This window comes from Mesorhizobium sp. M0077 (genome assembly GCF_040322955.1).
In the GTDB taxonomy this organism is placed as follows: domain Bacteria; phylum Pseudomonadota; class Alphaproteobacteria; order Rhizobiales; family Rhizobiaceae; genus Mesorhizobium.
In genome coordinates this window covers 22,850-48,389 of sequence record NZ_JAMYUL010000008.1, presented here as the reverse complement: position 1 = coordinate 48,389, position 25,540 = coordinate 22,850, and the positions used below count along the sequence as shown (strand labels likewise).

The window sequence follows — 25,540 nt, the reverse complement described above, 5'->3', positions numbered from 1 at the left end:
CTCAAAAGTTAACGAGCGCTAATGAATGTCGGTGCAACTGCGTCTCGGATGGCGCAATTCATGGCGTGCCTGGCCAACCTCGTATGTGAAGCGCATCGCATAGGATTAGAAAAAATCGTGGTTGTCTGCATTTGGCGGCGCGGGACTCTCCACAAAGAGAAAGGCCGGCTGCATCAAGCGCTTTGTCAAGCGGCTGCTTATGTGGCAGGCTGTCGACGGGCAGATTGCAGGAGCACGTTCGATGGAACAGCGCCGGTCGTCGCAGGGGTTCAAACGCAAGGAACTGGTTGGCAAGCTCAATCCGGTCTGCCTGCGCGCCTTCAAGGCCGCCGCCGACAGCGCAAAGCTGCGCGGCAATCCTTACGTCGAACTCGTCCATTTCATAGAACAACTGGTGCTGTCCGAGCGTTCGGATGTGCAGATGATCATTGCCGATGCCGGCGTCGATGCCAGCCGGCTTACCAGCGAAATGACCCGCGCCGTCGACAAGCTGCCCTACGGCGCCACCTCGATCGAGGAATTTTCCGACCACATTTTCCACGCCATCCAGGAAGCCTGGAATCTGGCGACGCTGGAATTCGGCATGGAGGAGGTCCGCAGCGCCCATATCGTGCTCGCCTGCCTGAAGACGCCGGTGCTGGAAGGCCTGGTGGCGAAGATCAGCGGCGAATTCGACAAGATCGACGCCGACGGGGTCATCGCCCGCTTTGCCGAGGTGGTGGAGGGCTCGCTCGAAGCCGGCGCCATGGCAGCAGTGGCTCCCACCGCGGAGGCGCCGCGGCGCGCTCCGGGCGGGGATTCGGCGCTGGCCAAATACGCCACCGACCTCACCCAGCGCGCCCATGACGGCAAGATCGACCCGGTCGTCGGCCGCGACCCGGAGATCCGGCAGATCATCGATATCCTGATGCGCCGCCGGCAGAACAACCCGATCCTGACCGGCGAGGCCGGTGTCGGCAAGACCGCGGTGGTCGAGGGCTTTGCCCTGCGCATCGCCCAGGGCGACGTGCCGCCGCCGCTGCAAGGCATCAGCGTGCGCATGCTCGACGTCGGCCTGATGCAGGCCGGCGCCAGCGTCAAGGGCGAGTTCGAGAAGCGCCTGAAGGCGGTGATCGACGAGGTGCAATCCTCCGAAACGCCGGTCATCCTATTCATCGACGAGGCGCACACGCTGATCGGCGCCGGCGGTGCGGCGGGAACCGGCGATGCCGCCAATCTCTTGAAGCCGGCGCTGGCGCGCGGCGAACTGCGCACCATCGCGGCAACGACCTGGGCCGAGTACAAGCAGCACATCGAAAAGGACCCGGCGCTGACCCGCCGTTTCCAGGTGGTCAAGATCGACGAGCCGTCGGAAGCGGTCGCCGTGCTCATGCTGCGCGGTGTAGCCGGCGTGCTCGAACAGCATCACGAAGTGCAGATCCTGGACGAGGCGATCGAGGCGGCGGTCGGCCTGTCGCATCGCTACATCCCGGCGCGGCAATTGCCCGACAAGGCGGTCAGCCTGCTCGACACCGCTTGCGCCAGGGTCGCGATCTCGCAGCATGCGACGCCGGCCGAAGTAGAGGACATTTTGCGGCGCCGCCAGGCGCTGGAAGTCGAAAGCGGCATCATCGGCCGCGAGGCAGCGATCGGCATCGAAGTAACTGACCGGCAGGCGCGGGTCGAGGCCGGGCTCACTGAGACGGGGACCATGCTCGCCGCCGCCGAGGAGCGCTGGGAGCGCGAAAAGGCGCTGGTTGCCGAGATCCTCGAACTGCGCGCGCGGCTGCGCGGCGACGGCGTCCCGCTCGATGCGGTGGCGACAGCTGAGGCCGATGCCGAACCGGCAGCGCCGGACGAAGAAAAGACCAAGGTGCCCAAGGCCGAGACGCCCAAGGCCGAAACGTCCGAGACCGAAGCGCCGGCGGCCGAAGCTGCGCCGTCAGATCCTGTCGCCGATCTGGCGCGGCTGCGTGAACTCATGGCCGAGCTTGCCACCGCGCAAGGCGAGACGCCGCTGATCCTGCCGTCGGTCGACCGCAATGCGGTCGCTGCCGTGGTCCAGGACTGGACCGGCATCCCGACGGGACGGATGCTGTCCAGCCAGACCGAAAAGGCGCTCAAGCTGGCCACCACGCTGTCCGAACGTGTCGTCGGCCAGGATCACGCCATGGAGATGATTGCCAAGCGCGTGCAGACCAGCCGCGCCGGGCTCGGAGCGCCGGAAAAGCCGGTCGGCGTGTTCCTGCTCTGCGGCCCCTCAGGTGTCGGCAAGACCGAGACGGCCCTGGCGCTGGCCGAGACGCTCTATGGCGGCGAGCAGAACCTGATCTCGATCAACATGTCCGAATTCCAGGAGGCGCACACCGTCTCGACGCTCAAGGGCGCACCGCCCGGCTATGTCGGCTACGGCAAGGGTGGCATTCTCACCGAGGCCGTGCGCCGAAAACCCTATTCGGTGATCCTGCTCGACGAGGTCGAGAAGGCCCATCCCGACGTCCACGAGATCTTTTTCCAGGTCTTCGACAAGGGCATGATGGATGACAGCGAGGGAAGGCGCATCGACTTCAAGAACACGCTGATCCTGCTGACGTCCAATGTCGGCTCCGAAGTCATCATGGAGCGGACCGGCAACGGCACGGTGAGGGCAGGGCTCGACGGCCTCGATGCTGCACTGCGCGCTCCACTGCTGAAGGTGTTTCCAGCGGCCTTCCTCGGCCGCGTCGTGACCATCCCTTACTATCCGCTCTCGGATTCGATGATCGAGGCCATCACCCGCCATCAGTTCGGCAAGATCGCGCGGCGGCTGCGCGCCAGCCACGACGCCGAACTGGTGATCGGCGACGGCGTCATGGCGCTGGTCAAGGCGCGCTGCACCGAAATCGAGTCTGGTGGCCGCATGATCGACGCCATCCTCACCAACACGCTGTTGCCGGAACTCAGCCGCGGCGTGCTGAACCGGTCGCTCGACGGCGAGAAGATGACCAAGGTGACCGTCAGCGCTTCCACTGACGGGTTTGCCTATTCGTTCGAATAGTCAGGCCTGACTGCTCGGCTCCGTCTCGGCGCGGATCAGCTTTATGTCGGCGCCGGCTGCCCAGGCGCCGATATCCTCGCGCCGCAACGCCGCCGCCATCATGTCGGGAAACAGGTCCGGCGTGCAGGCGAAGACCGGTATGCCAAGTGCCGCGACCGAAGCCGACATCGCCTGATCATAGCCCGGCCGGCCCTGATCGGTCAGCGCCAACAGCACGATGACATTGACGCCGGACCGGACCAGCGCCGCAAGCCGCCGCAGCAAGTCCTGGCCGTTGCCGCCCTCATAGAGGTCGGTGATCAGCACGAAGTGGGATTTGGTCGGCCGCTCGATGCGGTCGGCGCAATAGGCGACCGCCTGGTTGATGTCGGTGCCGCCGCCGAGCTGCACGCCAAACAGCACCTCGACCGGGTCGCTGAGCTCTTCGGTCAGGTCGACGATGGCCGTGTCGAAACAGACCAGCTTGGTGCGCACGACCGGCAGCGACGCCATCACCGCGGCGAAAATCGAGGCGTAGATCACCGAGCTCGCCATCGAGCCGGACTGGTCGACGCACAGCACCACTTCGTCGAGATCGACCAGCCGGCGTTGCTTGCGCATGAAGCCGACCAGTTTTTCCGGCACGACGGTTTTGTGCTCAGGCTGGTAGTGGCGAAGATTGGCCGAGATGGTGCGCGGCCAGTCGATGTCGCGTTGGCGCGGCCGGTTGGTGCGTCGCGACTTGTCGAGCGCGCCACGGATCGCCTCGGCGGTCTTCTGCTCCAGCCGCTGCATCAGCTTGGCAACGATGTCGGCGATAATGGTGCGGGCGATGTCCTTGGTCTTGGCCGGCATCACCGAACGCAGCGAGATCAGGTCGGCGACGAGGTTGACGTCGGCCTCGATCGCCTTGAGGAATTCCGGCTCCATCAGCATCTGCTTCAGGTTCAGCCGCTCAAAGGCATCCTTCTGGACGATCTGGACCACTTGGGCGGGAAAGAAGGAGCGGATATCGCCCATCCATTGCGCCACGCGTGGCGCCGAGCGGCCGAGCCCGCCGCGCCGCTTGCGCGGGTCGGCATCCGCATTGGCGCCGTCGCCGTAAAGCGCATCGAGCGCCGAAGACAGTTTTTTGTCATCACTGGAAAGGGCGGAGGAAGCCTCGTCATCGGCGCCGATCGCCAGCCGCCAGCGGCGCTCGCGCCCGCTATCGGAGGATGCTGGGCCGGGTTCGGGCACTTCGGCTTCGTCATCCATTGTCACACTCCGCCCGCCAGCAATGGCCCAAGCCGCTCCAGGTGACGGCGCCAGCCCTCGCCGCCATCCGGCGCCGGCGTCAGGCCGGCCGGCAACCTTGCGGTGCGGCCGAGCACGGCCTCGATCAACCGCCGCCGCTCCATCGAGTCCAGATTGGAGAAGACGCGGCGCAGCAATGGCAGATGCGCGATGAAAGCGTCCTCGTCGAGCGATTTCAGCCACCCATCGACGGCGCCGCGCAGGCCCTCGTCGTAGATCAGCCGCTGGCCGGCAGTGCTGAAGAAACCTTCGAAGAACCCCGCTGCCTGGGCGACCGGCGTCCCCGGCGACAGCCTGCGTCCGAGCAGCCCGGCGGCGTCCTCTGCCGACAGTTGGCCGGCTTCATAGAGCAGATGCGCGGCGCAGCCGGCGAGCAGCGCCGTCGAGCCCGGACCTTCCAGCACGCCGGTCAGGCCGTTGCGCCATGCATCGAGCACGCCTTCGCCGGGCTCGACCAGCCGGATCGCCGTGTCGGCCTTGCGCACAGCACCGACCAGCGTGGTGGCGGCCTGCTCGTCCAGGTCGCGCACCGCATAGGGCAGCGCGATCGCGCCTTCGACGATCAACCGTTCCAACAAACCGGACAGCCGGTTAGTTTCGGTCTTGCGCGCCTCGCCGTAACGGATGATGTCGGCAAGCGGCGGCACCGAGGCCAGCATCTCCAGGCATTCGCTGCTGTGCGCTGCGCGCGCCTCCAACGCTACAAGGCCGGCGCTCGCGGCCTCCGACAGATCCGCGGTAATGGCGCTCTGGACAAGGGCGGCAAGCGTGTCGAGGCTCGCGGCCGCACCGAGCATCTGGATCAGGCGGCCATTGGCGGCCTTTTCGATAGTCGGGCCGTAGATCAGGTTCTCGACCAGGCGCACGGCATATTCCGGCTCCCAGGCCAGCGTCCATTTTTCGCGAAAGGTGCCGCGGCTGCGGCCGGCGTCGGCCAGCCTGCCCCATTGCACGCCAAGCACGTTCAGCCGGTGCAGCAATGTCGAACGAAACAGTCCGCTTTCGCTGCGCAGATCGACCGACAGCTCGCGTTCCAGCGCCTCCGGCTTCAGCCGCGCCGCCTTCTGGTTGCGCTGCAGGTCCTCGATCAGCGGCGCCAGCGGCGTGTCGGGCGGAATCTCGCCGACATCCGCGCCCAAAAGCAGCTCGGCCTCGACCAGCGCCCACAGCACCGCTTCGCCGTTGAACAGCGCCGCGATCGCGGCATCGCGCAATTCCTCGAAGCCGGGCTTCGGCCGCTCGCGAATGGCAGCCAGTGTGCGCGCAAGCCGCTCGGCCTCGATCAGCGACGCGGTCGACACCAGATGGCCCTTCGCCCGCAGCACCGCCGCGATCGTCGCCAGCCACAGCGTCGCGGCGTCGCGCCGCCCTCGTGTGAGCCACAGATGTTTGCACCAGCCGGGCGCGACGACGCCAGCGCCATAACCATAGCCCAGCGCAAGACGCGGCCCGGTCCATGGCGCCCATGTCATGATGCTTTTGCGCCGGGCAATTCCCTTGATCAGCGCCTGGTCGTTCTTCTGCGTGTGCGCGGCCTGCAGGGCCGGCACATGCCATGCGCCGCAGACGACGGCGATCGGTCCGGCGAATTCCTTGCGCGCGGCGGCGATTTCCAATCGCATATGCGCTTCACGCTTGGCCTCGAACGGCGCGATCGCACCTTCGCCGTCGCGCAGCGTCGTCATCGCATCGGTGATGGCAGCGAAGATTGGACCCGGCTGCGGATTCTGCTCGATAATGTCGGCCCACCAGCTTTCGCCATCTTCATAGCCGGCGGCCGCAGCCAGCGTGCCGATCGGGTCGCGATGCGATGCGGGCTCGCCATCCTCACCGGTTTCGTCCTTGGGTTCGGGCTTGTCGGCGTCAGCCGTTTTGTCGGTGTCGTCGGTTGCCGGTGCCGCGAACCGTGCCGATGACGGCAGGTCGATGAACCGCAATGCCGCCTTGTTCTCCACCGCCCACACCGCCGCCTGGTATTCCGGCGAGAACTCGGCGAACGGCCAGAAACTTGTCGCGGCCGGATCGTCCTCGGGGTAGCAGAGCAGCGCCACCGGCGGCTGCATCTGCGGGCGCGCCAGCAATGGCAGCAGGGCGGACGCGTCGCTCGGCCCTTCGATCAGCACCGCGACCGGCTGCAAGTCCCGCAGCGCCTGCACCAGGCTGTCGGCGGAGCCCGGCCCGTGATGGCGGATGCCGAAATAGGCGACGTCGCTCATGACCTCAGATCGCTGCGTTCAGCGCCGCGTAATAGCCGGCATAGTCCGGCCGCTTCTTGAGCACCGTTTCGAGATATTCCTCCAGCACCACCTTGTCCTGCACCGGGTCCTTGACGATGGCACCGACAAGGCTGGCGGCGAGGCCTTCGGCGCCGAGCTTGCCGCTGTCGAACCACGCCGCCTGGCTGAGGCCGCCGACCATGGTGGCGATCGCCTCGGCGGTCGAGAGCGAACCCGAAGGCGTCTTTAGCGTCACCTTGCCGTCGGCGGTTGCGCCCGAGCGCAGCTCGCGGAAAATGGTCAACACGCGAGCGATCTCCTCGCCGACATTTTTCGGCACCGGCAGGTCGAGCCCGCCGGCCATCTCGTCGACCCGCTTGGAGACGATCGCCACCTCTTCCGCCATGTCCTCGGGCAGCGGCAGCACCACCACATTGAAGCGGCGTTTCAGCGCCGAGGACAGCTCGTTGACGCCCTTGTCGCGGTTGTTTGCGGTGGCGATGATGTTGAAGCCGCGCTGGGCATAGAGCGACGTGTTGAGTTCCGGGATCGGCATCATCTTTTCCGACAGCACGGTGATCAGCGTATCCTGTACATCGGAGCCCATGCGCGTCAACTCTTCCAGGCGGCATAGCTTGCCGCTCTCCATGGCGCGGTAGAGCGGCGTCGGCACCAGCGCCTCCTGGCTCGGCCCTTTGGCCAAAAGCTGCGCATAGTTCCAGCCGTAGCGGACCTGGTTCTCGTCGGTGCCGGCCGTGCACTGCACGATTAGCGTCGAGTTGCCCATGATGGCGGCGGCGAGATGTTCCGACACCCAGGACTTGGCGGTGCCGGGAACGCCGAGCAACAGCAGCGCGCGGTCGGTAGCGAGTGTCGCCACCGCGGTTTCCATCAGCCGGCGGCGGCCAACATATTTCGGCGATATCACGGTGCCGTCGCTTGCCTTGCCGCCGAGCAGATAGGTCAGCACGGCCTTCGGCGACAGGCTCCATCCGGCCGGCTTCTGGCGTTCGTCATTGCGCGCCAGCGCCTGCAGTTCAGCGGCATAGGCCTGCTCGACAGGGAGGCGGATGGCTGCGTTCATGGTGCTGTTCTCCGGATTGTCATGTGTTGGTTCCCGTCATTGCCGCGTTGAGGCGCAGGAAAGCGAGCGAGGCTGCCGCCGGCAGCATGCCGGCCGCAACAATGTCGCCGATCAACCGTTCAGCGGTCTCCGCTGTGGCAAGAAAGCCTATCGTTTCCAGGGCGTGGTCCGCGCTTCGCTTCGCGGGCTCGTCGTTTCCCGCAACCATGGTGCGCAGTGCCGACAGCGCCTTGCCATTTGTCAAATCGTCCCATTCAAGCCAACTCGCTTCGGCGCCTTCGACCAGGTTGAGCGCTTCAAGATTTTGAGCGTCCTTCAGGATCTGCCTGATCAGGTTCCGCTTCCTGCCGCTGTCCAAACGCAACATGAGGTGGAAGACAAACAATGCCGACTTGCCACCTTCGGCGACAAGCGTATCCGCCAACAGCGCCACCGTGGCATCGCTGCCGGACACGGCGACCATCCGAACGAGAGACAGATCCGCTCTGTCATCGGCACCGAATTGCCATGCCCCGATGAAATCGGACTCTGTTTTGCCGAAATGCGCCGCAAGATCGACCAGGTAACAGCTTGCGAACAGGTCGACGCGACGACTTTCTTGCGCAGCCGATTTGAGTTTTGCCGGCATGTATGTGGTGCGGCGGCGGATGAAGCCGGATTTGCCTTCTGTGATGAAGGCGGCGAGTTCGGCAACGGGGCCGTCGGCTCCGTCGTTGCCCGGCCGGCCATGCTCGCCCAGCCTTGCCAGCAGCCGGCCCGCCAGCTCCCGCACCTTGCCGGAGCGGTCGGTGGCCAGGCTTTTCAGGAATGGCGCGTCCGTGGGCGTCAGGTTGAAATGCATGAGTTCGATGAGCGCCAGCCGGACTTCAGCCGGCTCGCCCGTCGCCTTGGCTTCCATCAGGCTGCGGGCCGTGGCCGGATCGCGACGGCGCATCTCGGCCAACGCGATACGGCGCGCGGCGGGGTAAAAGTCATCCCAGTTCTGCGCCGTCAGCTGCTCCTGCGGGGCAATCTTCAGCCCCTCGACGCTGGCCTGCCAGTCGATCCACGGCGCATAGATGTCAGGGCTGTTCTGGTCTGATGCCGACGGCATCCAGTCCATCGGATGCAGCACGTAGCCGCGGCTGGCGACGAGCGTCGCGACACGCGACTTGCGCTGCGCATCGGCGGCGTTCTTCAGGGCCGCCCGCAACAGCGGCCGCAACCGCTCCGGCAGCAGCGGCAGGCCAAGCCTCGGCAGCGGCGGGCGCCGCTTCAGCGTCTTCGGCGCCGACGGCCGCAGGCCGACATCGAGCGCCTGCGCCGCGATCGCCAGCAGACGTCGCTCCCGTTCGTCTGGGCTTGCGCCACCCGCGATCTCCTTCCATGCGGTTGGCGCCAGATCGAACGCGGTTCCGCCGGTGATCCAGCAGTCGCGCATCGTCGCCAGGCCGATTAGTTCGAGCTCGTTCATGACAGATCGAGCCTCCCGAAGCCGCTTTGCGCGGCCAGCAGATCGAGCCGCGCGCCGTTCCAAAGCGCTGCCGTGGCCGCGAGGTCGAGGCCAAGCACGGTCTGATCGACGGTCCCGCTAACAGGCAGGGCGATCCCTTGCGGGTCGTGCGCCGCTTGCCACCAGGCGGTGCCGCGCTCATCGAGCAGGATCGCGCCGGCAGGCAGCATCAGCGGGCTATCGGTCGACCAGGGCGCTGCGTCCTGGTGCGCCGCATGCGCCGCGAGCGGGTCCTTGACAGCGTCGAGGCCGAAATCCGGCCAGGCGCCCGACACGACGTCGCCCTTGCGCTCCGCCACCAAGGCCCGCAGTGGCTGGCGCGACGGGTAGAATACCAGGCGGGCGTGGAACCGGTCACCGGGCGTGAACGCCGCCGAGCGGCGGCCGGCCGAAGCCGGAAAGAAATCGAGCAGCAGCGCAAACTGCGGCGTCGGGCTTTTCAGATCGAGCAGCCAGGTCGAATGGCTGACGAGACCGTCGCGGCGGGTCTCGATCTTCTCGCCTACGACCTCCCAATGGCTGTCGACCTGCTTCGCGTCGGGACTGGACAGAACCTGGTCGCGGGTTTCGGACGCCGACACCAGTCGCTTCAGCTCGGGATCGTCGGGCGCCGAGCGCCAGGCTTTGGCCAGCAGCACCAGCTTGCCGAGTTCGCGGATCGCCGCGTCCGGCCGTTCCTCGCTGCGCAGCGCCATTAGCCGGGCCGGGATTTCGTCGATGCGTCCGGCAAGCGCCGTCGCCTTCATGTCGACAAGCCGCGCCGCAATGCGGCGGCAGCGCTCGCTGCTGGCGTCGGCAAAGGCGGAAAGGCCGAGCCGCAGCTGGTCGGCAATCCACTGGTCGAGTTCGTCCAGCGCGCCTGCCACCGCGGTGCGCGTATCTTCCGCCCGCTTGCGCTGCGCCGTCTCGCGGCGCTCCGTCGCGGCGGCGTCATCGACGGTGCTTTCCTCTGCGTGCGAGGCCTCGCCAATGCTCTTGCCAGACGCGCCCCTGCCAGACTTTGCGTCGACCGGCGGGGGCGCACTCTTCCTGCGCCGGCCAAGCCAGTCATTGACCCATTCCGGCGTTGTTTCGGCTGATGTGAAGCTGGCCGGCGCCGTGGCGGCGATCCACATCAGCGCCAGCGTGTGCTTGCAGGGAAATTTTCGCGACGGGCAGGTGCATTTGTAGCCGTGGTCGCCGGTGTCGACGACGGTGCGATAGGGGTTGGATCCCGAGCCCTGGCATTCGCCCCAGATCAGCGCCTGCTGCTCGTTCTTCTCCAGCCGCGGCCAGTTCGAGCGCTTGGTGAGCTTCGAGGCGGCGCTTAGCGACGCCTGATCGGGGGCCAGCGCCTCGATGGTTTTCAGTTCGAATTCCAAGCCGCGCCTCTCGTCACCCCAAATCAATGCCTGGCATCAATATAGGGTGCCGTTTGTGAAGGATTGTTGTGGCCCCGGCAAGACGAAGATAGCGCAGATCAGTACAACGGCGTGGCCATATGCCGGGGCGTCGGCCATTGCGCCGTGATCTCGGGCTGCACCGGGCGCTCGAGATAGGTCGACAGCACGACATAGCTTCGCGTCGAGGTGACGCCGGGCGTTTCGTAGAGACGCGCCAGCAGGCCTTCGAGCGCCCTGGTGTCCTCGGTGCGGACCTTGAGAAGCATGCAGGTGTCGCCGGCCACCGAATGGATTTCCTCGACCTCAGGATATTGGGAGACGGCCATCAGCTCCGGTGTCTTGCCCCAGCCCTTGGTATCGATATGCACGAAGGTGAGCAGCGGCTTCTTCACCGCCTTGGGGTCGATGATCACAGCCGTGCCGCGGATGGCGCCGCTGCGCCGCAGGCGCTTGACCCGCTCATGCGCCGCCGGCGGCGAAAGGCAGACGCGTTCGCCAAGTTCGGCGTAGCTGATCGTCGCATCCTCGACCAGCACGCCTAATATTTTTCGGTCGATTGCGTCGAGCTCGCGGGGAGCTACCTTGTTCTGCAGAACCCCATCTGTTTCTTCGTCCATATCGAAATTCCTTGTTGTCGCGGAATTCAGTTCGGCCATTATGACCCGATGACGAACGCGCATCAAGCTGCAACGCTCCATCAGCCGATCCCGGCGCTGGCCTACCTCCTGACCGGCTGCATCGCCGTCATCGGCTCGAACTCGCTGGTCCTGGGTCCAATTGCTCCGGCAGTCGCCGCATCCTTCGGCACCAGCGTGCCGGCGGTGATGGCCGCGTCGGCTGCCTTCGGTCTCGGCACTTCCGCCAGCGCTTTGTTCCTCGCCCGCTATATCGACGGCGTCGGCGCCCGCCGCATGCTGCAGGGCGCTCTGCTGTTGCTGGCGGTCGGGCTTCTCGCCAGCGCGCTGGCGCCGACGGTGATCATGCTGGTCGCGGCCCAGGCCGTCGCCGGCATCGCCGCCGGCGTCGCCATGCCGGCCATCTATGCCAGTGCAGCGGCAATTGCGCCGCCCGGCCGCGAAAGCGGCACGATCGGCGTCGTGCTGACCGGCTGGACGGTCTCCATGGTGGCCGGCGTGTCGCTGTCGGCCGTGCTTGCCGATCTCGTGCACTGGCGCGCCGTCTTCGCCGCCGTCGCGGTGCTTTCCGCCATTGCGCTTGCTGCCTTGTCGATGACCTCGCTCAGCGACGTCAGGAAGAGCGGCCCGGCACCGTCGCCGTTCGTTGCGCTGGCCATTCCGGGGATCGTGCCGCTGCTCATCGCCTGCACCGCCTTCATGACCGCTTTTTACGGCGTCTACGGCTATCTCGGCGATCATCTGCACCAGGATCTGGGCGAGCCCGTCAGCGCCAATGCGCTGGCCGCGCTCGCCTATGGCGCCGGCTTCGGCGCCGCGGCCTTCCTCGACGGCGTCATCGACCGCATCGGCGCGCGGCGCGTCATGCCCTTCGCCTATCTGCTGGTCGCCGTCGTCTATGTCGCCATCGCGCTCGCAAGCAGCAATTTCGTGCTGATCCTGGCTATGATCGCCATATGGGGCCTTGCCAATCATTTCGGCCTGAACGTGCTGGTGATGCGCCTTACCGCGCTCGATCCGTCGCGCCGTGGCACCATCATGGGCCTGAACAGTTCGGTCACCTACCTCGCCGTCTTCATCGGCACCACCAGCTTCGGGCCGCTTTATTCATCGTTCGGCTTTGCCATCTGCGCGATCGTCGCCGCCGTGCTGATGCTGGTTGCGGCAGCAGCGGGGTCATGGCGGTCGCCTCCGCCCATCAAGCCGTAAAGCTTGCGTCCTCATCCCGTCCTTCGCTAGAGCTTGGCTTGCCATGCGAGCCCCGCCCGGATGAAGACGACGCTTGAAACCACTGCCGACCCCTCGTCAGACGACCTCGCCTTCCTGGCCGAGCGGCTGACGGCGTTCAATGACGGCGATGTCGGCCCCTCCGGCCGCAAGCCGCTCGCGGTCTTCGTTCGTGACGAGCACGGCGCTGTCGTCGCCGGCATTTCGGGATACACCGCCTGGGGCTGGCTCTATGTGCAATGGCTGTGGGTCGACGAACGCCTGCGCGGCCAGCATATGGCCGGCGACATGCTGGACGCTGCCGAGCGCGAAGCAGTCGCCCGGGGCTGCCAGAACACCTGGATCGACACGTTCAATCCGACAGCGGCCAAAGTCTATGAGCGGCAAGGCTACCGGCGTTTCGGCGAGCTGCCTGACTTTCCCATCGGCCGCAGCCGCATCTTCCTGCAGAAGAAGCTCTAACCTGCCAGCCGCCCGCCTTGCATCGGCCGCGGCACGCCGGTGGTGCTGGGAAAGCTGATCGGCAGGCCGCGCAGCACGCGCACGGCAAGGAAGGCAAAGCATTCGGCCTCCACCGCATCGCCTTTCCAGCCCAGTGTCTCGGCCTGCACCACCTCGACGCCGGCACGGCTTGCCAGCATCGCCATCATCGTCGGGTTGCGGCGGCCACCGCCGCTGACCGCCAGCCGCTTCGGCCGGCGCGGCAACAAATCGAGCGCCTTGCCGACGGCCGAAACGGTGAAAGCCGTCAGCGTCGCCGCCCCATCCTCTGCGCTGAGGCCGTCGGCCATGGCGGCGCCGAAGTCGAAACGGTCGAGCGATTTCGGATAGGGCTTGGTCAGATACGGATGCTGCAGCAATTTGGCCAGCCGCACTTCATCGACGGTGCCGGCCGCGCCCAGTGCGCCGTCGCGGTCCATCTCGCCGAGGCCGTTTGCCTTGATGAAATCGTTGAGCGGCGCGTTGGCCGGGCCGGTGTCGAAGGCGACGATGTTGTCCTTGCCGTCCCACCAGGTGACGTTGCCGACACCGCCGAGATTGAGCACAGCGGTGTCGCCGCTGGCGTCGGCTTCCCTCAAAAGCGCCGCGTGATAGGCAGCCGCCAGTGGCGCGCCCTGGCCGCCGGCGCGCACATCGGCCGAGCGGAAATCATAGGCGACCTTGGCGCCCAGGATCGAATGCATCAGCTCGCCGTCGCCCAATTGGCGCGTATCGCCGCGCCGCCCGGGTTGCGGGGCACGATGCAGCACGGTTTGGCCGTGAAAGCCGACCACGCCGATATCGCCCATGGTCAGGCCGTAGCTTTCGACAAGGTCCTTCACCGCCGCCGACTGCGCCCGCGTCAGCGCCTCCTCGGCTTCGGCAAAGATCGCCGGCTCCGGCCCGTCGAAATTCCACACCCGGGCCTGACGCAGCGTCTCCTCCAGCAAGGCACGGATCGCTGCGGGGTAGGGGGCCAGCGTATAGGTGCCGAAATCGGCGATCCGCTCGCCATCGGTCTTGATCAGCGCCACGTCGATATTGCCGTCAAGCACGGTGCCGGTCATCAGGCCGACGGCCCAGATTGGTTCCACGGTCGACTCCCTTGCGACACCGTTTGCGATTCCAACGCAATCACCTGTCGGACGGATTGTCTCGCCAGGCAAGACCCTGGCCGCGGTCGATTGCTCCGAACCTGCCGGCAGAGTTTTTCACCGAACAGCGAAAATCGAGCAACGCCGTTCTTGCCTCTTGCCGTTCAAGACGCCAGCTATGGAACAAGCACATCAATCGCCAGGGAGAAACGGCATGGCATCCGAAGTCGCAGTGATCGCGGGCGCGGGCGCGGGCCTGAGCGGCTCGCTGGCCCGTCTTCTCACCAAGGAAGGCTTCCGCGTGGTGCTGGCCGCCCGCAACACGGCCAAGCTCGCGGCGCTGGTCGGGGAAACCGGCGCACTGGCCGTCGAAACCAACGTCGCCGACCCGGCCTCCGTCGCCGGCCTGTTCGACACCGCCGACAAGCAAGGTCCGCTGGCGCTTGCGGTCTTCAACGCCAGCGGCCGCACGCGCGGCCCGATCGCCGAGGTCGATCCCGATGCGGTCAAACAGGCGCTGCTGGTTGGCGCCTATGGCGGCTTCCTGGTCGGCCAGCAGGCGGCGCGGCGGCTGCTTGCGCGCGGCTCCGGTTCGATTCTTTTCACCGGCGCTTCCGCCAGCATCAAGGGCTTTCCCAACTCCGCCGGCTTTGCCATGCCAAAATTCGGCCTGCGCGGTCTGGCTCAGTCGATGGCGCGCGAACTCTTCCCGAAGAACATCCATGTCGCCCATTTCATTATCGACGGCCAGATCGAGCCGGTCGGGACGAAGCCCGAGCGACCGGACAGCCAGCTGTCGCCCGATGCGATCGCGCAGACCTATCTCGCGACCCATCGCCAGCATCGCAGCGCCTGGAGCTTCGAGGTCGAGCTGCGGCCCTTTGTCGAGACATTCTGACCGGTCCGGCGTGACCGTTCTCGCAATTGCGAAATCTTTGAGAGAATATTCCCGGCTTCGTGTTTGAGAAGAAATGCGGTTCTTTGATCCGGCAAGCAGCATTGCCGATGATGTCGTCAAGGCTTGGTATTCCACCTCGCCGCAATGACTTCAGGATTACGAGGGATCGACAATGTCCGAACGCGGAAACGCTTCCAGTTCTCTTCTTTTTTCAGCCATCAGCCGGCGAGCTGCCCTTGCGGCACTTTTTGCCTCGGCCGTCACGCTTGCCGGTCTGGCTCAGCCGACGCCGTCCTTCGCCGAGGACAAGAAGTCTATCAAGGTCGGCATCATCAGCGGCGAGGATGAGGATGTCTGGCGCGTCGTCGTCGCCCAGGCCGCCGAAAAAGGCCTGACCGTCGAGACCGTGGTGTTCAACGACTACACCCAGCCCAACGAGGCGCTCGAGCGCGGCGAGATCGACGCCAACGCCTTCCAGCACCAGCCCTATCTCGACAACCAGATCAAGACCCAAGGGTACCACATCGTGCGCGTCGGCTACACCGGCGTCTGGCCGATCGGCCTCTACTCCAAGAAATACACCAAGGTTGCCGACCTGCCCGAAGGCGCCGTCATCGGCTTGCCCAACGACCCCTCGAATGAGGGCCGCGCGTTGCGCGTTCTGCAGAACGAAGGCGTGATCAAGCTGAAGGACGGCACCGGCATCCTGGCGACCACCGCCGACATTGCCGAGAACCCTAAGAAGGTCGTCATCAAGGAACTGGACGCCGGCATTGTCGGCCGCTCGGTCGAGGATCTCGACGCGGCTGTCGTCAACACCGACTGGGCGCTGAAGAGCGGTCTCGGCCCGGACAACCGCATCGCCCAGGAGCCAGTGGCCGACAACCCCTACCGCAACTTCATCGCCGTGAAATCCGGCAACGAGAACGAGGCGTGGGTGAAGACGCTGGTCGCGTCCTACCAGAACGAGGCGGTCAAGGCCGAGTTCGACAAGGTCTACAAGGGCACCGGGATCAGCGCCTATTGATTGGCGCCTGGTTGTCAGGAGCAGGCGGCCCGCTGTTGAGCGGGCCGCTGTCGCATTTGTCGAGCGTTGAAACGGACAGTGAGATGAACCAGCACGTCACGGCCGGGGCATCCGGTCCGGTCAATATATCGGCCGGGCAAGAAGATGTCGTACGCCTCGTCGACCTCAAGCGCCGCTTTGGCGCGACGCCTGCGCTCGACGGCGTGTCGCTGACGGTGAAGAAGGGCGAGATCCTAGGCATCATCGGCCGCAGCGGCGCCGGCAAGTCGACGCTGATCCGCTGCCTCAACGGGCTGGAGCGGCCGGACTCCGGCGACGTCTTCATCGAGGGCCGCGAGATCGGCCGGCTCGGCGAGCGTGAATTGCAGCCGTTGCGGCGTCGCATCGGCATGATCTTCCAGCACTTCAATCTGCTGTCGGCCAAGACCGTGGAGGACAATGTCGCGCTGCCGCTGAAGATCGAGGGCCGCCCAAAGGCCGAACGGCTGGCGCGCGCCGCCGAATTGCTCCACCTCGTCGGCCTGTCGGAGAAGGCGAAGGCCTATCCGTCCTCGCTGTCGGGCGGCCAGAAGCAGCGCGTCGGCATCGCCAGGGCGCTGGCCGCGCGGCCGGCGCTGCTGCTGTCCGACGAGGCGACCTCAGCGCTCGATCCGGAGACGACGCGCTCCATCCTGGCCTTGCTGAAAGACATCAACCGGCAGCTCGGCCTGACCATCCTGCTCATCACCCACGAGATGGAGGTGATCCGCTCGATCGCCGACCGCGTCGCGGTGATCGATGCAGGGCGCATCGTCGAGCAAGGCCCGGTGTGGTCGGTCTTTGCCGAGCCGCGTTCCGAAATCACCAGGAGCCTGCTCGGCGGCATCCGCCCGCAACTGCCGGCCGAGATTGCCGGCCGGCTTGCTCCCGGAGGCGGCGCCGAGCTCATCCTCAGGGTCGACGTCGCAGGTGAGGCCGCGCGCGGTCCGCTGCTGTCCGATCTTGCGGTGGCGGTGCCGGGGCCTTTCCGCCTCGTCCATGGTGGCATCGACCATGTCCAGCAGCAGCCGGTCGGCACGCTGTTCCTTGCGGTCGCGGGCAACGATCCGAAACATCTGTCGAAAGTAATCGCATTCCTGAAGGCCCGCGACGCGCGGGTGGAGGTGCTTGGCCATGTCGCCGGTTCTGTTTGAACTTCTGCTGCGTTCGATCTGGGAGACGGTCCTGATGACGGCGGCATCGGGCCTCATCTCGCTCGTCTTCGGGCTGCCGCTCGGCCTGGCATTGATTGCCACCGAGCGCGGCGGCATTGCCGAAAGCCTGTGGGTGAACCGCGCGCTCGGCGCCGTCATCAACGGCTTCCGCTCGGTGCCTTTCATCATCCTTCTGGTGGCGCTGATCCCGGTGACGCGGCTGATCGTCGGCACCTCGATCGGCACCTGGGCGGCGATCGTGCCGTTGTCGATTGCGGCGACGCCCTACTATGCCCGCATCGCCGAAGTGTCGCTGCGCGAGGTCGATCGCGGCCTGATCGAGGCGGCGCGCGCCATGGGCGGCAACCGCTGGACGATCATCCGCGAGGTGCTGGTGCCCGAAGCATTGCCCGGCATCGTCGCCGGTTTCACGGTGACGCTGGTAACGCTGATCGGCGCCTCGGCCATGGCCGGCGCCATCGGTGCCGGCGGGCTTGGCGACCTCGCCGTCCGCTACGGCTACCAGCGTTTTGAGACCAGCGTCATGGTCGCCGTGGTCATTGTGCTGATCATCCTCGTTTGCGGCATCCAGTGGGTCGGTGACCGGCTGGTCGCCAGGCTGGACCGGCGCGGATGAGCGCCACGAACGTTATTTGTCGGCAGGCTGCCAAACGCAGCGCCGGCTTTCTCTATCGGCGCCGAGATTGGATTGCGCGTTGCTTTGATCGGACCGGCCTGCGTGCCACCGTGACAGCGGAACAAGGAGCTTGACCATGCCCAGGATCGTACCCGTGCTTGATCTCGGCCGTCTCGAACAGGGCGCTTCCGAGCGGCGAACGTTTCTCTTCGACCTGCGCACGGCCGCGCGCGATGTCGGCTTCTTCTATTTGACCGGCCACGGCATATCGGCTGCGGATACCGCAGAAGTGCTCGACGCGTCGCGCCGCTTCTTTGCCCTGCCGGAAGCCGACAAACTGGCAATTGAAATGGTCAAGTCCTCGCAGTTCCGCGGCTACACGCGCGCCGGCGGCGAGCTGACCAAAGGCAAGGCCGACTGGCGCGAACAGCTCGACATCGGCGTCGAACGCCCGGCCATCGAACAAGGCCCCGGCGTGCCCGCCTGGACGCGGCTGCAAGGGCCCAACCAGTGGCCGGCCACGCTGCCCGAGCTGAAGCCGGCGCTGCTCGCATGGCAGGCCAAGGCGACCGCGGTGGCGATCCGGCTGCTTAGGGCCTTCGCTTTGTCGCTCGACCAGGCCGAGGACGCCTTCGATCCGATCTACCGGGCCGAGCCCAACCATCGCATGAAGATCGTGCGCTACCCCGGCCGCGACGCCACCGGCGACAACCAGGGCGTCGGTGCGCACAAGGATGGCGGTTTCCTGACGCTTCTGCTGCAGGACGAGAACAAGGGGCTGCAGGTCGAATATGACGGTGCCTGGGTCGACGTCGATCCGCTGCCCGACACGCTGGTGGTCAACATCGGCGAACTGCTCGAACTGGCGTCGAACGGCTATCTCCGGGCGACAGTCCACCGTGTGGTGACACCGCCGGCCGGCGTCGAGCGCGTCTCGGTCCCGTTCTTCTTCAGCGCCCGGCTCGACGCCACGATTCCGCTGCTCGACCTGCCCGAGGATCTGTCGGCCGAGGCGCGCGGGCCGGCCAGCGATCCCGACAATCCACTGTTTCGCAATGTCGGCACCAATGTGCTGAAGAGCCGCCTGCGCTCGCATCCCGACGTGGCGCGCCGGCACTATGCCGATCTTCTGGAAACCGGCGCCTCACCGGCTGAAATCTTTCAAAACGAGATCGAAATTTCCGAATCTCGCGTTGTTTTAGAAAGCCGTTCGTCGCCATCTGCCGCGAATACGCGCATATAGGAATTATCGTTCGGCGGCTTCCTCCCATTCCACCGAGCGGTGTTCCCCTCTGAAGGTTCTTGACCTTCTTTTGGCCGGGCCGCTTTCGCGCCCGGCCTTTTTTATGTCAATAGCTCTTCTTTCTTCCCCACAAGGGGAGAAGGAAGAGGCGCCAGGGGACTTCACCCAAACTTCGGATCAAGGCTGCCCGACTTGTAGCGCTTGGCCATCTCAGCTACCGGCAGCGGCTTGATCTTCTGGGCATTGCCGGCGGTGCCGAACTGCTCGAAGCGCTCCTTGCACAGTTTGCGCATCGCGGCCATGGCCGGCGTCAGGTATTTGCGCGGATCGAACTCGCTCGGGTTTTCGGTCAGCACCTTGCGGATGGCGCCGGTCAGCGCCATGCGGTTGTCGGTGTCGATGTTGATCTTGCGCACGCCGTGCTTGATGCCGCGCTGGATCTCTTCCACCGGCACGCCCCAGGTCGGCTTCATCTGGCCGCCATATTTATTGATGATCTCCTGCAAATCCTCGGGCACCGAGGACGAGCCGTGCATGACCAGATGCATGTTGGGCAGGCGGCGGTGGATTTCCTCGATGACGTTCATCGCCAGCACCGCGCCGTCCGGCTTGCGCGAGAATTTGTAGGCGCCGTGGCTGGTGCCCATGGCGACAGCCAGCGCATCGACATGGGTGTCCTTGACGAATTCGACCGCCTGCACTGGGTCGGTCAAGAGCTGGTCGTGGCTGATGGCGCCTTCGACGCCGTGGCCGTCTTCCTGCTCGCCGCCGCCGCTCTCAAGCGAACCGAGCACACCGATCTCGCCTTCCACCGACACGCCGCCCCAATGCGCCATGTCGACGACGCGCCGGGTGATTCCGGAATTGTAGGCATAGTCGGCCGGCGTCTTGCCGTCCTCTTTCAGCGAGCCGTCCATCATCACCGAGGTGAAGCCGTACTGGATGGCGGTGACGCAGGTGGCTTCGTTGTTGCCATGGTCGAGATGCATGCAGACCGGGATGTCGGGGTGGATTTCGACCAGCGCGTCGATCAGCTTGGCCAGCACCACATCATTGGCGTAGGCGCGGGCGCCGCGGCTTGCCTGCAGGATGACCGGCGACTTGGTCTCCTCGGCCGCCTCCATGATGGCGAGGCCCTGTTCCATATTGTTCATGTTGAAAGCGGGTACGCCGTAGCCGTACTCGGCGGCGTGGTCGAGCAATTGTCTCAGTGTTATGCGAGCCACCCAATAGTCTCCCGTATCTGGTTTCAAGCGCAACGTCGCGGGCCGGCCGATTGCCGGCCTAGATGCTTCTGGCCGGATTTCGCCAGAACCGCAACCGTCAGCGGCCATCGAGGCCGCAATTCTTGTTGCAGGGCTGAAATCCGGTAGCCAGCCGGTGAGGCGCTAATCTCCCCCATTGAGGGGGAGATGGCCGGCAGGCCAGAGGGGGTCGGTTCGACTGGAGCGCTAGCATCATCTGTCGGTGCTGGGAGGTCGCGTCAGGACGCGCCGACCCCCTCTGTCGCCTTTGGCGACATCTCCCCCTCAAGGGGGGAGATTATCCGCGTTCGGGGAACATCGCCTTCAAGCCTTCGCGCGAAGCCTTGGCCACACCGCGCTCGGTGATCAGCCCCGTCACCAGCCGTGCCGGCGTCACATCGAACGCCGGATTGGCCGCCGGCGTCGCTTCGGGCGAAACCCGAACCTGCGCGATCTTGCCGTCCGCCGTCTTGCCCCAGACCAGCGACACCTCGTCACCGGAGCGTTCCTCGATCGGGATTTCGGTAAGGCCATCACCCACCGTCCAGTCGATGGTCGGCGAGGGCAGAGCGACGTAGAAGGGCACCTCATTATCGGAGGCGGCGAGCGCCTTGAGATAGGTGCCGATCTTGTTGCAGACGTCGCCATTGGCCGTGGTGCGGTCGGTGCCCACGATCACCATGTCGACCGCGCCACGCTGCATCAGATGGCCGCCGGCATTGTCGACGATCAGCGTGTGCGGCACGCCGTGGCCGGCCATCTCCCAGGCGGTCAGCTGGGCGCCCTGGTTGCGCGGGCGCGTCTCGTCGACATAGACATGGACCGGAATGCCGGCCTCGACGGCGAGATAGATCGGCGACGTGGCGGTGCCGTAATCGACCGTCGCCAGCCAACCGGCGTTGCAGTGGGTGAGGATGTTGACCGGCTCGCCCGGCTTCTTGCGTGCCGCGATCTCCTTGATGATGGCAAGCCCGTTCTCGCCGATGGCGCGATTGAGATCGACATCCTCGTCGGCGATTTCGGCAGCGCGCTTATAGGCCGCCTCCGCGCGCTGTCCCAATACGATCGGCCTGAGGAACCGCCGCATCTCGTCCAGTGCCCAGCGTAGATTGATCGCAGTCGGCCGCGTCTTGTGCAGCGTCTCCCAGACCGCGTCGAGCGCTTCGTCAGACGGATCGTCCGCCATCTGGATGGCGACGCCGTAGGCCGCGGTGACGCCGATCAGCGGCGCGCCACGAACCCACATGTCACGGATCGCGGTGGCGATGCCGGCAACGCTCCCGATCGTCTCGACCCGGAACTCGTGCGGCAGCCAGCGCTGGTCGATGATCTCGACCGAACGCTGGTCGTCGCTCAGCCAGATGGTGCGGTAGTGGCGCTCGCCGACGTTCAAATCCTGCTCTCCCGTTCGATCAAAGCGGCCAGATTATTGACCTCGTCCATGCCGTGAATCTGGCGCCGGTTGACGGCGATGTGACGGCCGAATTTCAGCGCCTTGGCCTCGCAGGAGGCTCGCAGATCCTCGTCCTCGATGGTCTCGAAATCGGCATTGTGGGCGAGGCCGAGGATGCGCCGGTGCACCTCGATGCCGGCAAAGCCCAAGAGGTCGGTCCAGATCTGGTGCAGCACATGGTCGAGCGCCTGCTCCGAGGCGAGAATGTCGCCCTGATCCTCGAACAGGCTCTTCTGGTAAAGCATGCCGGTGCGCTCGGTGCGCCATAGATGCGAGAACTCGGCGCGGAACACCGTCCAGGTGTCGTTGGTCACCCCGAGCAGATAGGCACGCATGGCGTCACGCTTGCCCTTCTGTTCATGGCCGCGCTGCGAGAAGTAGGACATCCAGAAATTGGCAAGCAGCATGCCTACATCGAAGGCCATCGGACCGTAGAAGGCGAACTCCGGATCGATCATCCGCGTCTCGGTGTCGGTGACCATGATCGAGCCCGAATGCAGGTCGCCATGCAGCAGCGTCTCGGCGTTGGCGGCGAAGATATGCTTCAGCCGCTGCGCTTCGACCTTGAGGTCGCGGTCGGCGCGCAGTTCGGCAACCAGGCCGTCGAGCTGCGGCGAGGTGTGCCGGTTCAGCTTGGCATCGAAATATGGGTCGGAAAACACCAGGTCTTCGGTGATGCCGCAGAGCTCGACATTGTCGGCAAACAGCGCCAGGTCGGCCTTGCGGTCCTTGGTGGGCATGGAGAGATCAGAGCCGCGGAACAAAGTGCGGGCCATGAACAGGCCGATGTCGCGGGCGATATTTGGCAACTCTCGGCCGTCGATCAGGGCACGGCGCAGGATGATGTGCGGCGGCGCCAGATATTCCATGATGATCAGCGCCTGGGCTTCGTCGAAATGGAGGATCGCCGGCACCGAGCCCGGCGCGCGCGCCTCTTGCCGCGTCAGCGCGTGATATTCGAAGAAGGAACGTTTCAAGGGCAGCGGCCAGCTGTCGCCGACGAGGCGAACATAGGGCAGGGCTTGCTTGACGACCGCCGCACCCGAGCCGCCTTCGACGATGAAGACGAGGTTCAGATTGCCGTCGCCGACCTCGCGCACCTTCCAAGGGCCCTTGCCGATTTTGGCGCACAGCGCTTCGTTCGTACCGAGGCGCGTTGCAAGCGTCTCCACCGACAGTGCTTCAAACGGCAATTTCGCAGTCATTCCTCACCCTCCCGCTTGCTCGCTCCAATCATAGTGGAGCGATGGCGGTGAGGCCAAGCTAGGAAGCTGACTGGCAATTGTCAATCGAGTTGACAATTGATGACGTAGCCCATAGCGTCATCGTCAGGGAGGAACGAATGGGCAATGATGCCGTGTTCCGCGTGGACGGGCTGAGGAAATCCTTCGGCCATATCGAGGTGCTTGGCGGCGTCTCGCTCGAATTGCATGCCGGTGAGATCACTGTGCTGATGGGCGCCAACGGCGCCGGCAAGTCCACCCTCGTCAAAATCATCAGCGGCGTCTACGACCATGACGGCGGCATCATGCACCTCGCTGGCGGCAACTTTGCGCCGAACACGCCGGCAGAGGCGATCCGCGCCGGTGTCGTTACCGTGCACCAAAACATCAATGACGGCGTCGTCGCCGAACTCGATGTCGCCACCAACCTGACGCTCGATCGGTTGAGCGGCAAGGGCGCGCCGCTGCTGTTCAACCCCGGCCGGGTGCGCCGCGAAGCCAAAGCGGTGGCCGACCGCATGGGGCTCGCCATCGACCTCAAGGCCCGCATCAGCGACCTGTCGCTGGCCGATCGCCAGATGGTGGCCATCGCGCGCGCCATGGCGCACCAGCCGAAAGTGCTGATCCTCGACGAGCCGACCTCGTCGCTGTCCAGCGCCGAGGCCGACCGGCTGTTCGCCCTGCTCGACCGCTTGCGCGAGCAGGGCGTCGCCATCCTCTACATCTCGCATCGCATGTCGGATATCAGGCGGCTGGCCGACCGCATCGTCTCGATGCGCGATGGCGTCATCTCAGGCGTCTTCGACAGCAAGCCTCTCGACTATGAGGGCGCCGTTAACGCCATGCTCGGCCGCAAGATCCATCTTGACCGGATCGAAGCCAGGAGTTCTGCCAAGCCGATCCTGACCGTCGATGCCTTGCGCATCGCCCCTGGTGCCCGGCCATTCTCGCTGACGCTCGGCGACGGCGAGGTCGTTGCCATCACCGGCCTCGTTGGCGTCGGCAAGACCGCGCTCGCCGAGACGCTGTTCGGCTTGCGCAAACCGCTGTCCGGCACGATGACTTTATATGGCAAGCCCTATGCGCCCGCGTCGACCGGCGAAGCCATCGCCGCCGGCGTGTTTCTGGTCGCCAAGGACCGTGGCGAAAACGGCATCGTCGGCGGCTTCAACATCCAGGAAAACATCAGCCTGCCCTTCCACAAGCGCATGTCGCGCTTTTCAGTTCTCAAACGCGGCCTTGAACGCACTATTGCCCGCCGGCAGATCGAGGATCTCGGCATCGTCTGCCGCTCGGAGAAGGACGACATGACCACTCTGTCGGGCGGCAACCAGCAGAAGGTGATGGTGGCCCGCTGGATGGCGCAGGACGCCCGATTGTTCATTCTCGACGAACCGTTCCAGGGCGTCGATATCTCCGCCAGGCGCGACATCGCCGCCAAGCTGAGGGCCAGCGCCAATGGCCGCGCCACGCTGCTGTTCGTCACCGAACTCGACGAGGCACTGGAGACGGCCGATCGCATATTGGTGATGTCCGAGCAGACCATCGTCGGCGAACACCGCAACGCCGATGTCGATCTCGACCGTCTGCTGGCCGAAGTCGCGGGCGGGCCGTTGCACAGTGCGGCCTGAGCCACGATGATTGAAGAACTGAGGGTTGGAATGGAGTGCACGGGTTTGAGTTGGGTATTGACGGCGGGCGCTGAATGACGCTGCGCGATTACGCTATCCGCTACGGGTTCATCGTGCTTCTGTTCGGGCTGATCGCGTATTTCGCCATCGCCGCCGACGGGTTCGTCTCGCCGCAAAGTGCCGTCTTCATTTTCCAGTCGGTCGCCATCACCGGCGTGCTGGCGCTGGGCGTCACCGCCACACTGGTTGTCGGCGGCTTCGATCTCTCGATCGGCTCGGTCGCCACATCGGCCATGATGGCGGCTGCCTATGTCATGGTGGTGCTGGAGCAGAACGTTGTCGTCGCTGTCCTCATCTGCCTGCTCATCGGCGCCCTTGTCGGCCTCATCAATGGCTGGCTGATCGTCTATATGCGCGTGCCCGATCTGCTGGCGACGCTCGGCATGATGTTCCTGCTCGTCGGCCTCCAGCGCATCCCGACTGAAGGACGCTCCATCGCCACCGGTATGACAATGCCGGACGGCTCGGTCGCCAACGGCAAATTCTCCGACGCCTTCCTGGCGCTCGGCCGCCACCGCTTCGACTTCTTCATCCCGAACCTCATTCCGGTCTCGGTGGTCGTGCTGATCGTGCTCGCCGTGCTGATCTGGTTCTTCCTCGAATACACACGCTTCGGCCGCATGATGTATGCCGTGGGCAGCAATGAACGGGCCGCCGAACTCGCCGGCGCGCCTGTCAAGGCATACAAAATCTGGGCCTACGTCATTTCAGGAGTTTTTGCCTCGATCGGCGGGATTTTGCTGGCCGCACGGCTTGGACGCGGTGACATCGCGTCGGGTAATAATCTGCTGCTCGATGCGGTTGCCGCGGCGCTGATCGGCTACGCGGTGCTCGGCGCCGCCAAGCCGAACGCCTTCGGCACCGCCATCGGCGCGCTGTTCGTCGGCATCCTGCTGCAAGGCCTGACGATGATGAACGCGCCTTACTACACGCAGGATTTCGTCAAGGGCGTGGTTCTCGTCGTCGCCCTTGTCTTTACCTTCGCCCTTTCCGGCCGGGGCAGGAGATAGAATGGCTGCCGGGACAGTTTTGGGTTCAACAAACGGAGGAA

20 protein-coding genes are annotated in these 25,540 nt (G+C 65.3%); 10 read left to right on the top strand and 10 right to left on the bottom strand.

Going from position 1 to position 25,540, the window contains the following annotated elements; translation table 11 throughout:
* Positions 1-241 precede the first annotated feature (241 nt).
* A complete protein-coding gene (gene tssH, locus NKJ57_RS17065) occupies positions 242-3,016 on the top strand; it encodes a type VI secretion system ATPase TssH (protein ID WP_023749738.1) in 2,775 nt (924 codons plus the stop codon).
* Here tssH and NKJ57_RS17060 read toward each other — a convergent pair whose 3' ends face one another.
* The 6 genes from NKJ57_RS17060 to NKJ57_RS17035 all read right to left on the bottom strand — a co-directional run bounded on the left by NKJ57_RS17060 (position 3,017) and on the right by NKJ57_RS17035 (position 11,082).
* The gene (locus NKJ57_RS17060) at positions 3,017-4,252 is read right to left on the bottom strand and encodes a VWA domain-containing protein (RefSeq protein ID WP_023704819.1); all 1,236 of its coding nucleotides are present in this window, start codon (positions 4,250-4,252) and stop codon (positions 3,017-3,019) included.
* Positions 4,253-4,254: 2 nt separating this feature from the next.
* Positions 4,255-6,507 (bottom strand): DUF5682 family protein, encoded by a 2,253-nt coding sequence (locus NKJ57_RS17055; RefSeq protein ID WP_023708142.1) that lies wholly within the window; start codon positions 6,505-6,507, stop codon positions 4,255-4,257.
* A 4-nt stretch (positions 6,508-6,511) separates the two neighbouring features.
* On the bottom strand, positions 6,512-7,591 hold the full coding sequence (locus NKJ57_RS17050; RefSeq protein WP_023687038.1) for an ATP-binding protein: 1,080 nt from the start codon (positions 7,589-7,591) through the stop codon (positions 6,512-6,514).
* Positions 7,592-7,610: 19 nt separating this feature from the next.
* Positions 7,611-9,044, bottom strand: a complete 1,434-nt coding sequence (locus tag NKJ57_RS17045) for a DUF5691 domain-containing protein (protein ID WP_352511521.1) — start codon at positions 9,042-9,044, stop codon at positions 7,611-7,613.
* Positions 9,041-10,444 (bottom strand): SWIM zinc finger family protein, encoded by a 1,404-nt coding sequence (locus NKJ57_RS17040; RefSeq protein ID WP_352511522.1) that lies wholly within the window; start codon positions 10,442-10,444, stop codon positions 9,041-9,043. The genes NKJ57_RS17045 and NKJ57_RS17040 overlap by 4 nt, the downstream gene beginning before the upstream one ends.
* A gap of 98 nt (positions 10,445-10,542) precedes the next feature.
* Positions 10,543-11,082 (bottom strand): Lrp/AsnC family transcriptional regulator, encoded by a 540-nt coding sequence (locus NKJ57_RS17035; RefSeq protein ID WP_023687041.1) that lies wholly within the window; start codon positions 11,080-11,082, stop codon positions 10,543-10,545.
* Positions 11,083-11,130: 48 nt separating this feature from the next.
* On the opposite strand from NKJ57_RS17035, the gene NKJ57_RS17030 reads away from it, so the two are divergent.
* Together NKJ57_RS17030 and NKJ57_RS17025 are read left to right on the top strand one after the other, a co-directional pair.
* A complete protein-coding gene (locus NKJ57_RS17030; RefSeq protein WP_023726345.1) occupies positions 11,131-12,309 on the top strand; it encodes an MFS transporter in 1,179 nt (392 codons plus the stop codon).
* Positions 12,310-12,369: 60 nt separating this feature from the next.
* Positions 12,370-12,789, top strand: coding sequence for a GNAT family N-acetyltransferase (locus NKJ57_RS17025; RefSeq protein WP_352511524.1), 420 nt, complete (start codon positions 12,370-12,372; stop codon positions 12,787-12,789).
* Here the strand turns inward: NKJ57_RS17025 and NKJ57_RS17020 are convergent.
* A complete protein-coding gene (locus tag NKJ57_RS17020) occupies positions 12,786-13,901 on the bottom strand; it encodes an anhydro-N-acetylmuramic acid kinase (protein ID WP_352511525.1) in 1,116 nt (371 codons plus the stop codon). The two genes, NKJ57_RS17025 and NKJ57_RS17020, sit on opposite strands and share 4 nt — an antisense overlap.
* Before the next feature lie 214 nt (positions 13,902-14,115).
* Between NKJ57_RS17020 and NKJ57_RS17015 the strand changes: the two genes are divergently transcribed.
* The 5 genes from NKJ57_RS17015 (at position 14,116) to NKJ57_RS16995 (ending at position 18,878) form a co-directional block, all read left to right on the top strand.
* On the top strand, positions 14,116-14,799 hold the full coding sequence (locus NKJ57_RS17015) for an SDR family NAD(P)-dependent oxidoreductase (RefSeq protein ID WP_352511527.1): 684 nt from the start codon (positions 14,116-14,118) through the stop codon (positions 14,797-14,799).
* Between the two features lie 172 nt (positions 14,800-14,971).
* Positions 14,972-15,826 (top strand): MetQ/NlpA family lipoprotein, encoded by an 855-nt coding sequence (locus tag NKJ57_RS17010; protein ID WP_023668580.1) that lies wholly within the window; start codon positions 14,972-14,974, stop codon positions 15,824-15,826.
* An 83-nt stretch (positions 15,827-15,909) separates the two neighbouring features.
* Positions 15,910-16,998, top strand: a complete 1,089-nt coding sequence (locus NKJ57_RS17005) for a methionine ABC transporter ATP-binding protein (protein WP_352511529.1) — start codon at positions 15,910-15,912, stop codon at positions 16,996-16,998.
* Positions 16,979-17,635 (top strand): methionine ABC transporter permease, encoded by a 657-nt coding sequence (locus NKJ57_RS17000; RefSeq protein ID WP_352511530.1) that lies wholly within the window; start codon positions 16,979-16,981, stop codon positions 17,633-17,635. The genes NKJ57_RS17005 and NKJ57_RS17000 overlap by 20 nt, the downstream gene beginning before the upstream one ends.
* A gap of 136 nt (positions 17,636-17,771) precedes the next feature.
* Positions 17,772-18,878 carry an isopenicillin N synthase family dioxygenase gene (locus NKJ57_RS16995; protein ID WP_352511532.1) on the top strand — a complete coding sequence of 369 codons (1,107 nt, stop codon included), beginning with the start codon at positions 17,772-17,774 and terminating at the stop codon, positions 18,876-18,878.
* A 161-nt stretch (positions 18,879-19,039) separates the two neighbouring features.
* Here the strand turns inward: NKJ57_RS16995 and fba are convergent, their stop codons facing one another.
* The 3 genes from fba to mtnK all read right to left on the bottom strand — a co-directional run bounded on the left by fba (position 19,040) and on the right by mtnK (position 22,780).
* Positions 19,040-20,104, bottom strand: a complete 1,065-nt coding sequence (fba, locus tag NKJ57_RS16990) for a class II fructose-bisphosphate aldolase (protein ID WP_023729260.1) — start codon at positions 20,102-20,104, stop codon at positions 19,040-19,042.
* A gap of 316 nt (positions 20,105-20,420) precedes the next feature.
* The gene (mtnA, locus tag NKJ57_RS16985) at positions 20,421-21,515 is read right to left on the bottom strand and encodes an S-methyl-5-thioribose-1-phosphate isomerase (protein WP_023668575.1); all 1,095 of its coding nucleotides are present in this window, start codon (positions 21,513-21,515) and stop codon (positions 20,421-20,423) included.
* Positions 21,512-22,780, bottom strand: coding sequence for an S-methyl-5-thioribose kinase (gene mtnK, locus NKJ57_RS16980; RefSeq protein ID WP_023668574.1), 1,269 nt, complete (start codon positions 22,778-22,780; stop codon positions 21,512-21,514). Before mtnK ends, mtnA begins: the two co-directional genes overlap by 4 nt.
* A 137-nt stretch (positions 22,781-22,917) precedes the next feature.
* Here mtnK and NKJ57_RS16975 point away from each other — a divergent pair, with 137 nt between their 5' ends.
* Entirely contained in the window at positions 22,918-24,429 is a 1,512-nt protein-coding gene (locus NKJ57_RS16975; protein ID WP_352511534.1) for a sugar ABC transporter ATP-binding protein, read from the top strand.
* A 74-nt stretch (positions 24,430-24,503) separates the two neighbouring features.
* On the top strand, positions 24,504-25,499 hold the full coding sequence (locus tag NKJ57_RS16970; protein WP_023668572.1) for an ABC transporter permease: 996 nt from the start codon (positions 24,504-24,506) through the stop codon (positions 25,497-25,499).
* The last annotated feature ends 41 nt before the right edge of the window (positions 25,500-25,540 follow it).

What these genes read in the sequence shown, in the direction of transcription:
- tssH (WP_023749738.1), top strand. Translation starts at nt 242, where the DNA reads ATGGAACAGCGCCGGTCGTCGCAGGGGTTCAAACGCAAGGAACTGGTT.
- NKJ57_RS17060 (WP_023704819.1), bottom strand. Translation starts at nt 4,252, where the DNA reads ATGGATGACGAAGCCGAAGTGCCCGAACCCGGCCCAGCATCCTCCGAT.
- NKJ57_RS17055 (WP_023708142.1), bottom strand. Translation starts at nt 6,507, where the DNA reads ATGAGCGACGTCGCCTATTTCGGCATCCGCCATCACGGGCCGGGCTCC.
- NKJ57_RS17050 (WP_023687038.1), bottom strand. Translation starts at nt 7,591, where the DNA reads ATGAACGCAGCCATCCGCCTCCCTGTCGAGCAGGCCTATGCCGCTGAA.
- NKJ57_RS17045 (WP_352511521.1), bottom strand. Translation starts at nt 9,044, where the DNA reads ATGAACGAGCTCGAACTAATCGGCCTGGCGACGATGCGCGACTGCTGG.
- NKJ57_RS17035 (WP_023687041.1), bottom strand. Translation starts at nt 11,082, where the DNA reads ATGGACGAAGAAACAGATGGGGTTCTGCAGAACAAGGTAGCTCCCCGC.
- NKJ57_RS17030 (WP_023726345.1), top strand. Translation starts at nt 11,131, where the DNA reads ATGACGAACGCGCATCAAGCTGCAACGCTCCATCAGCCGATCCCGGCG.
- NKJ57_RS17025 (WP_352511524.1), top strand. Translation starts at nt 12,370, where the DNA reads ATGAAGACGACGCTTGAAACCACTGCCGACCCCTCGTCAGACGACCTC.
- NKJ57_RS17015 (WP_352511527.1), top strand. Translation starts at nt 14,116, where the DNA reads ATGGCATCCGAAGTCGCAGTGATCGCGGGCGCGGGCGCGGGCCTGAGC.
- NKJ57_RS17010 (WP_023668580.1), top strand. Translation starts at nt 14,972, where the DNA reads ATGTCCGAACGCGGAAACGCTTCCAGTTCTCTTCTTTTTTCAGCCATC.
- NKJ57_RS17005 (WP_352511529.1), top strand. Translation starts at nt 15,910, where the DNA reads ATGAACCAGCACGTCACGGCCGGGGCATCCGGTCCGGTCAATATATCG.
- NKJ57_RS17000 (WP_352511530.1), top strand. Translation starts at nt 16,979, where the DNA reads ATGTCGCCGGTTCTGTTTGAACTTCTGCTGCGTTCGATCTGGGAGACG.
- NKJ57_RS16995 (WP_352511532.1), top strand. Translation starts at nt 17,772, where the DNA reads ATGCCCAGGATCGTACCCGTGCTTGATCTCGGCCGTCTCGAACAGGGC.
- mtnK (WP_023668574.1), bottom strand. Translation starts at nt 22,780, where the DNA reads ATGACTGCGAAATTGCCGTTTGAAGCACTGTCGGTGGAGACGCTTGCA.
- NKJ57_RS16975 (WP_352511534.1), top strand. Translation starts at nt 22,918, where the DNA reads ATGGGCAATGATGCCGTGTTCCGCGTGGACGGGCTGAGGAAATCCTTC.
- NKJ57_RS16970 (WP_023668572.1), top strand. Translation starts at nt 24,504, where the DNA reads ATGACGCTGCGCGATTACGCTATCCGCTACGGGTTCATCGTGCTTCTG.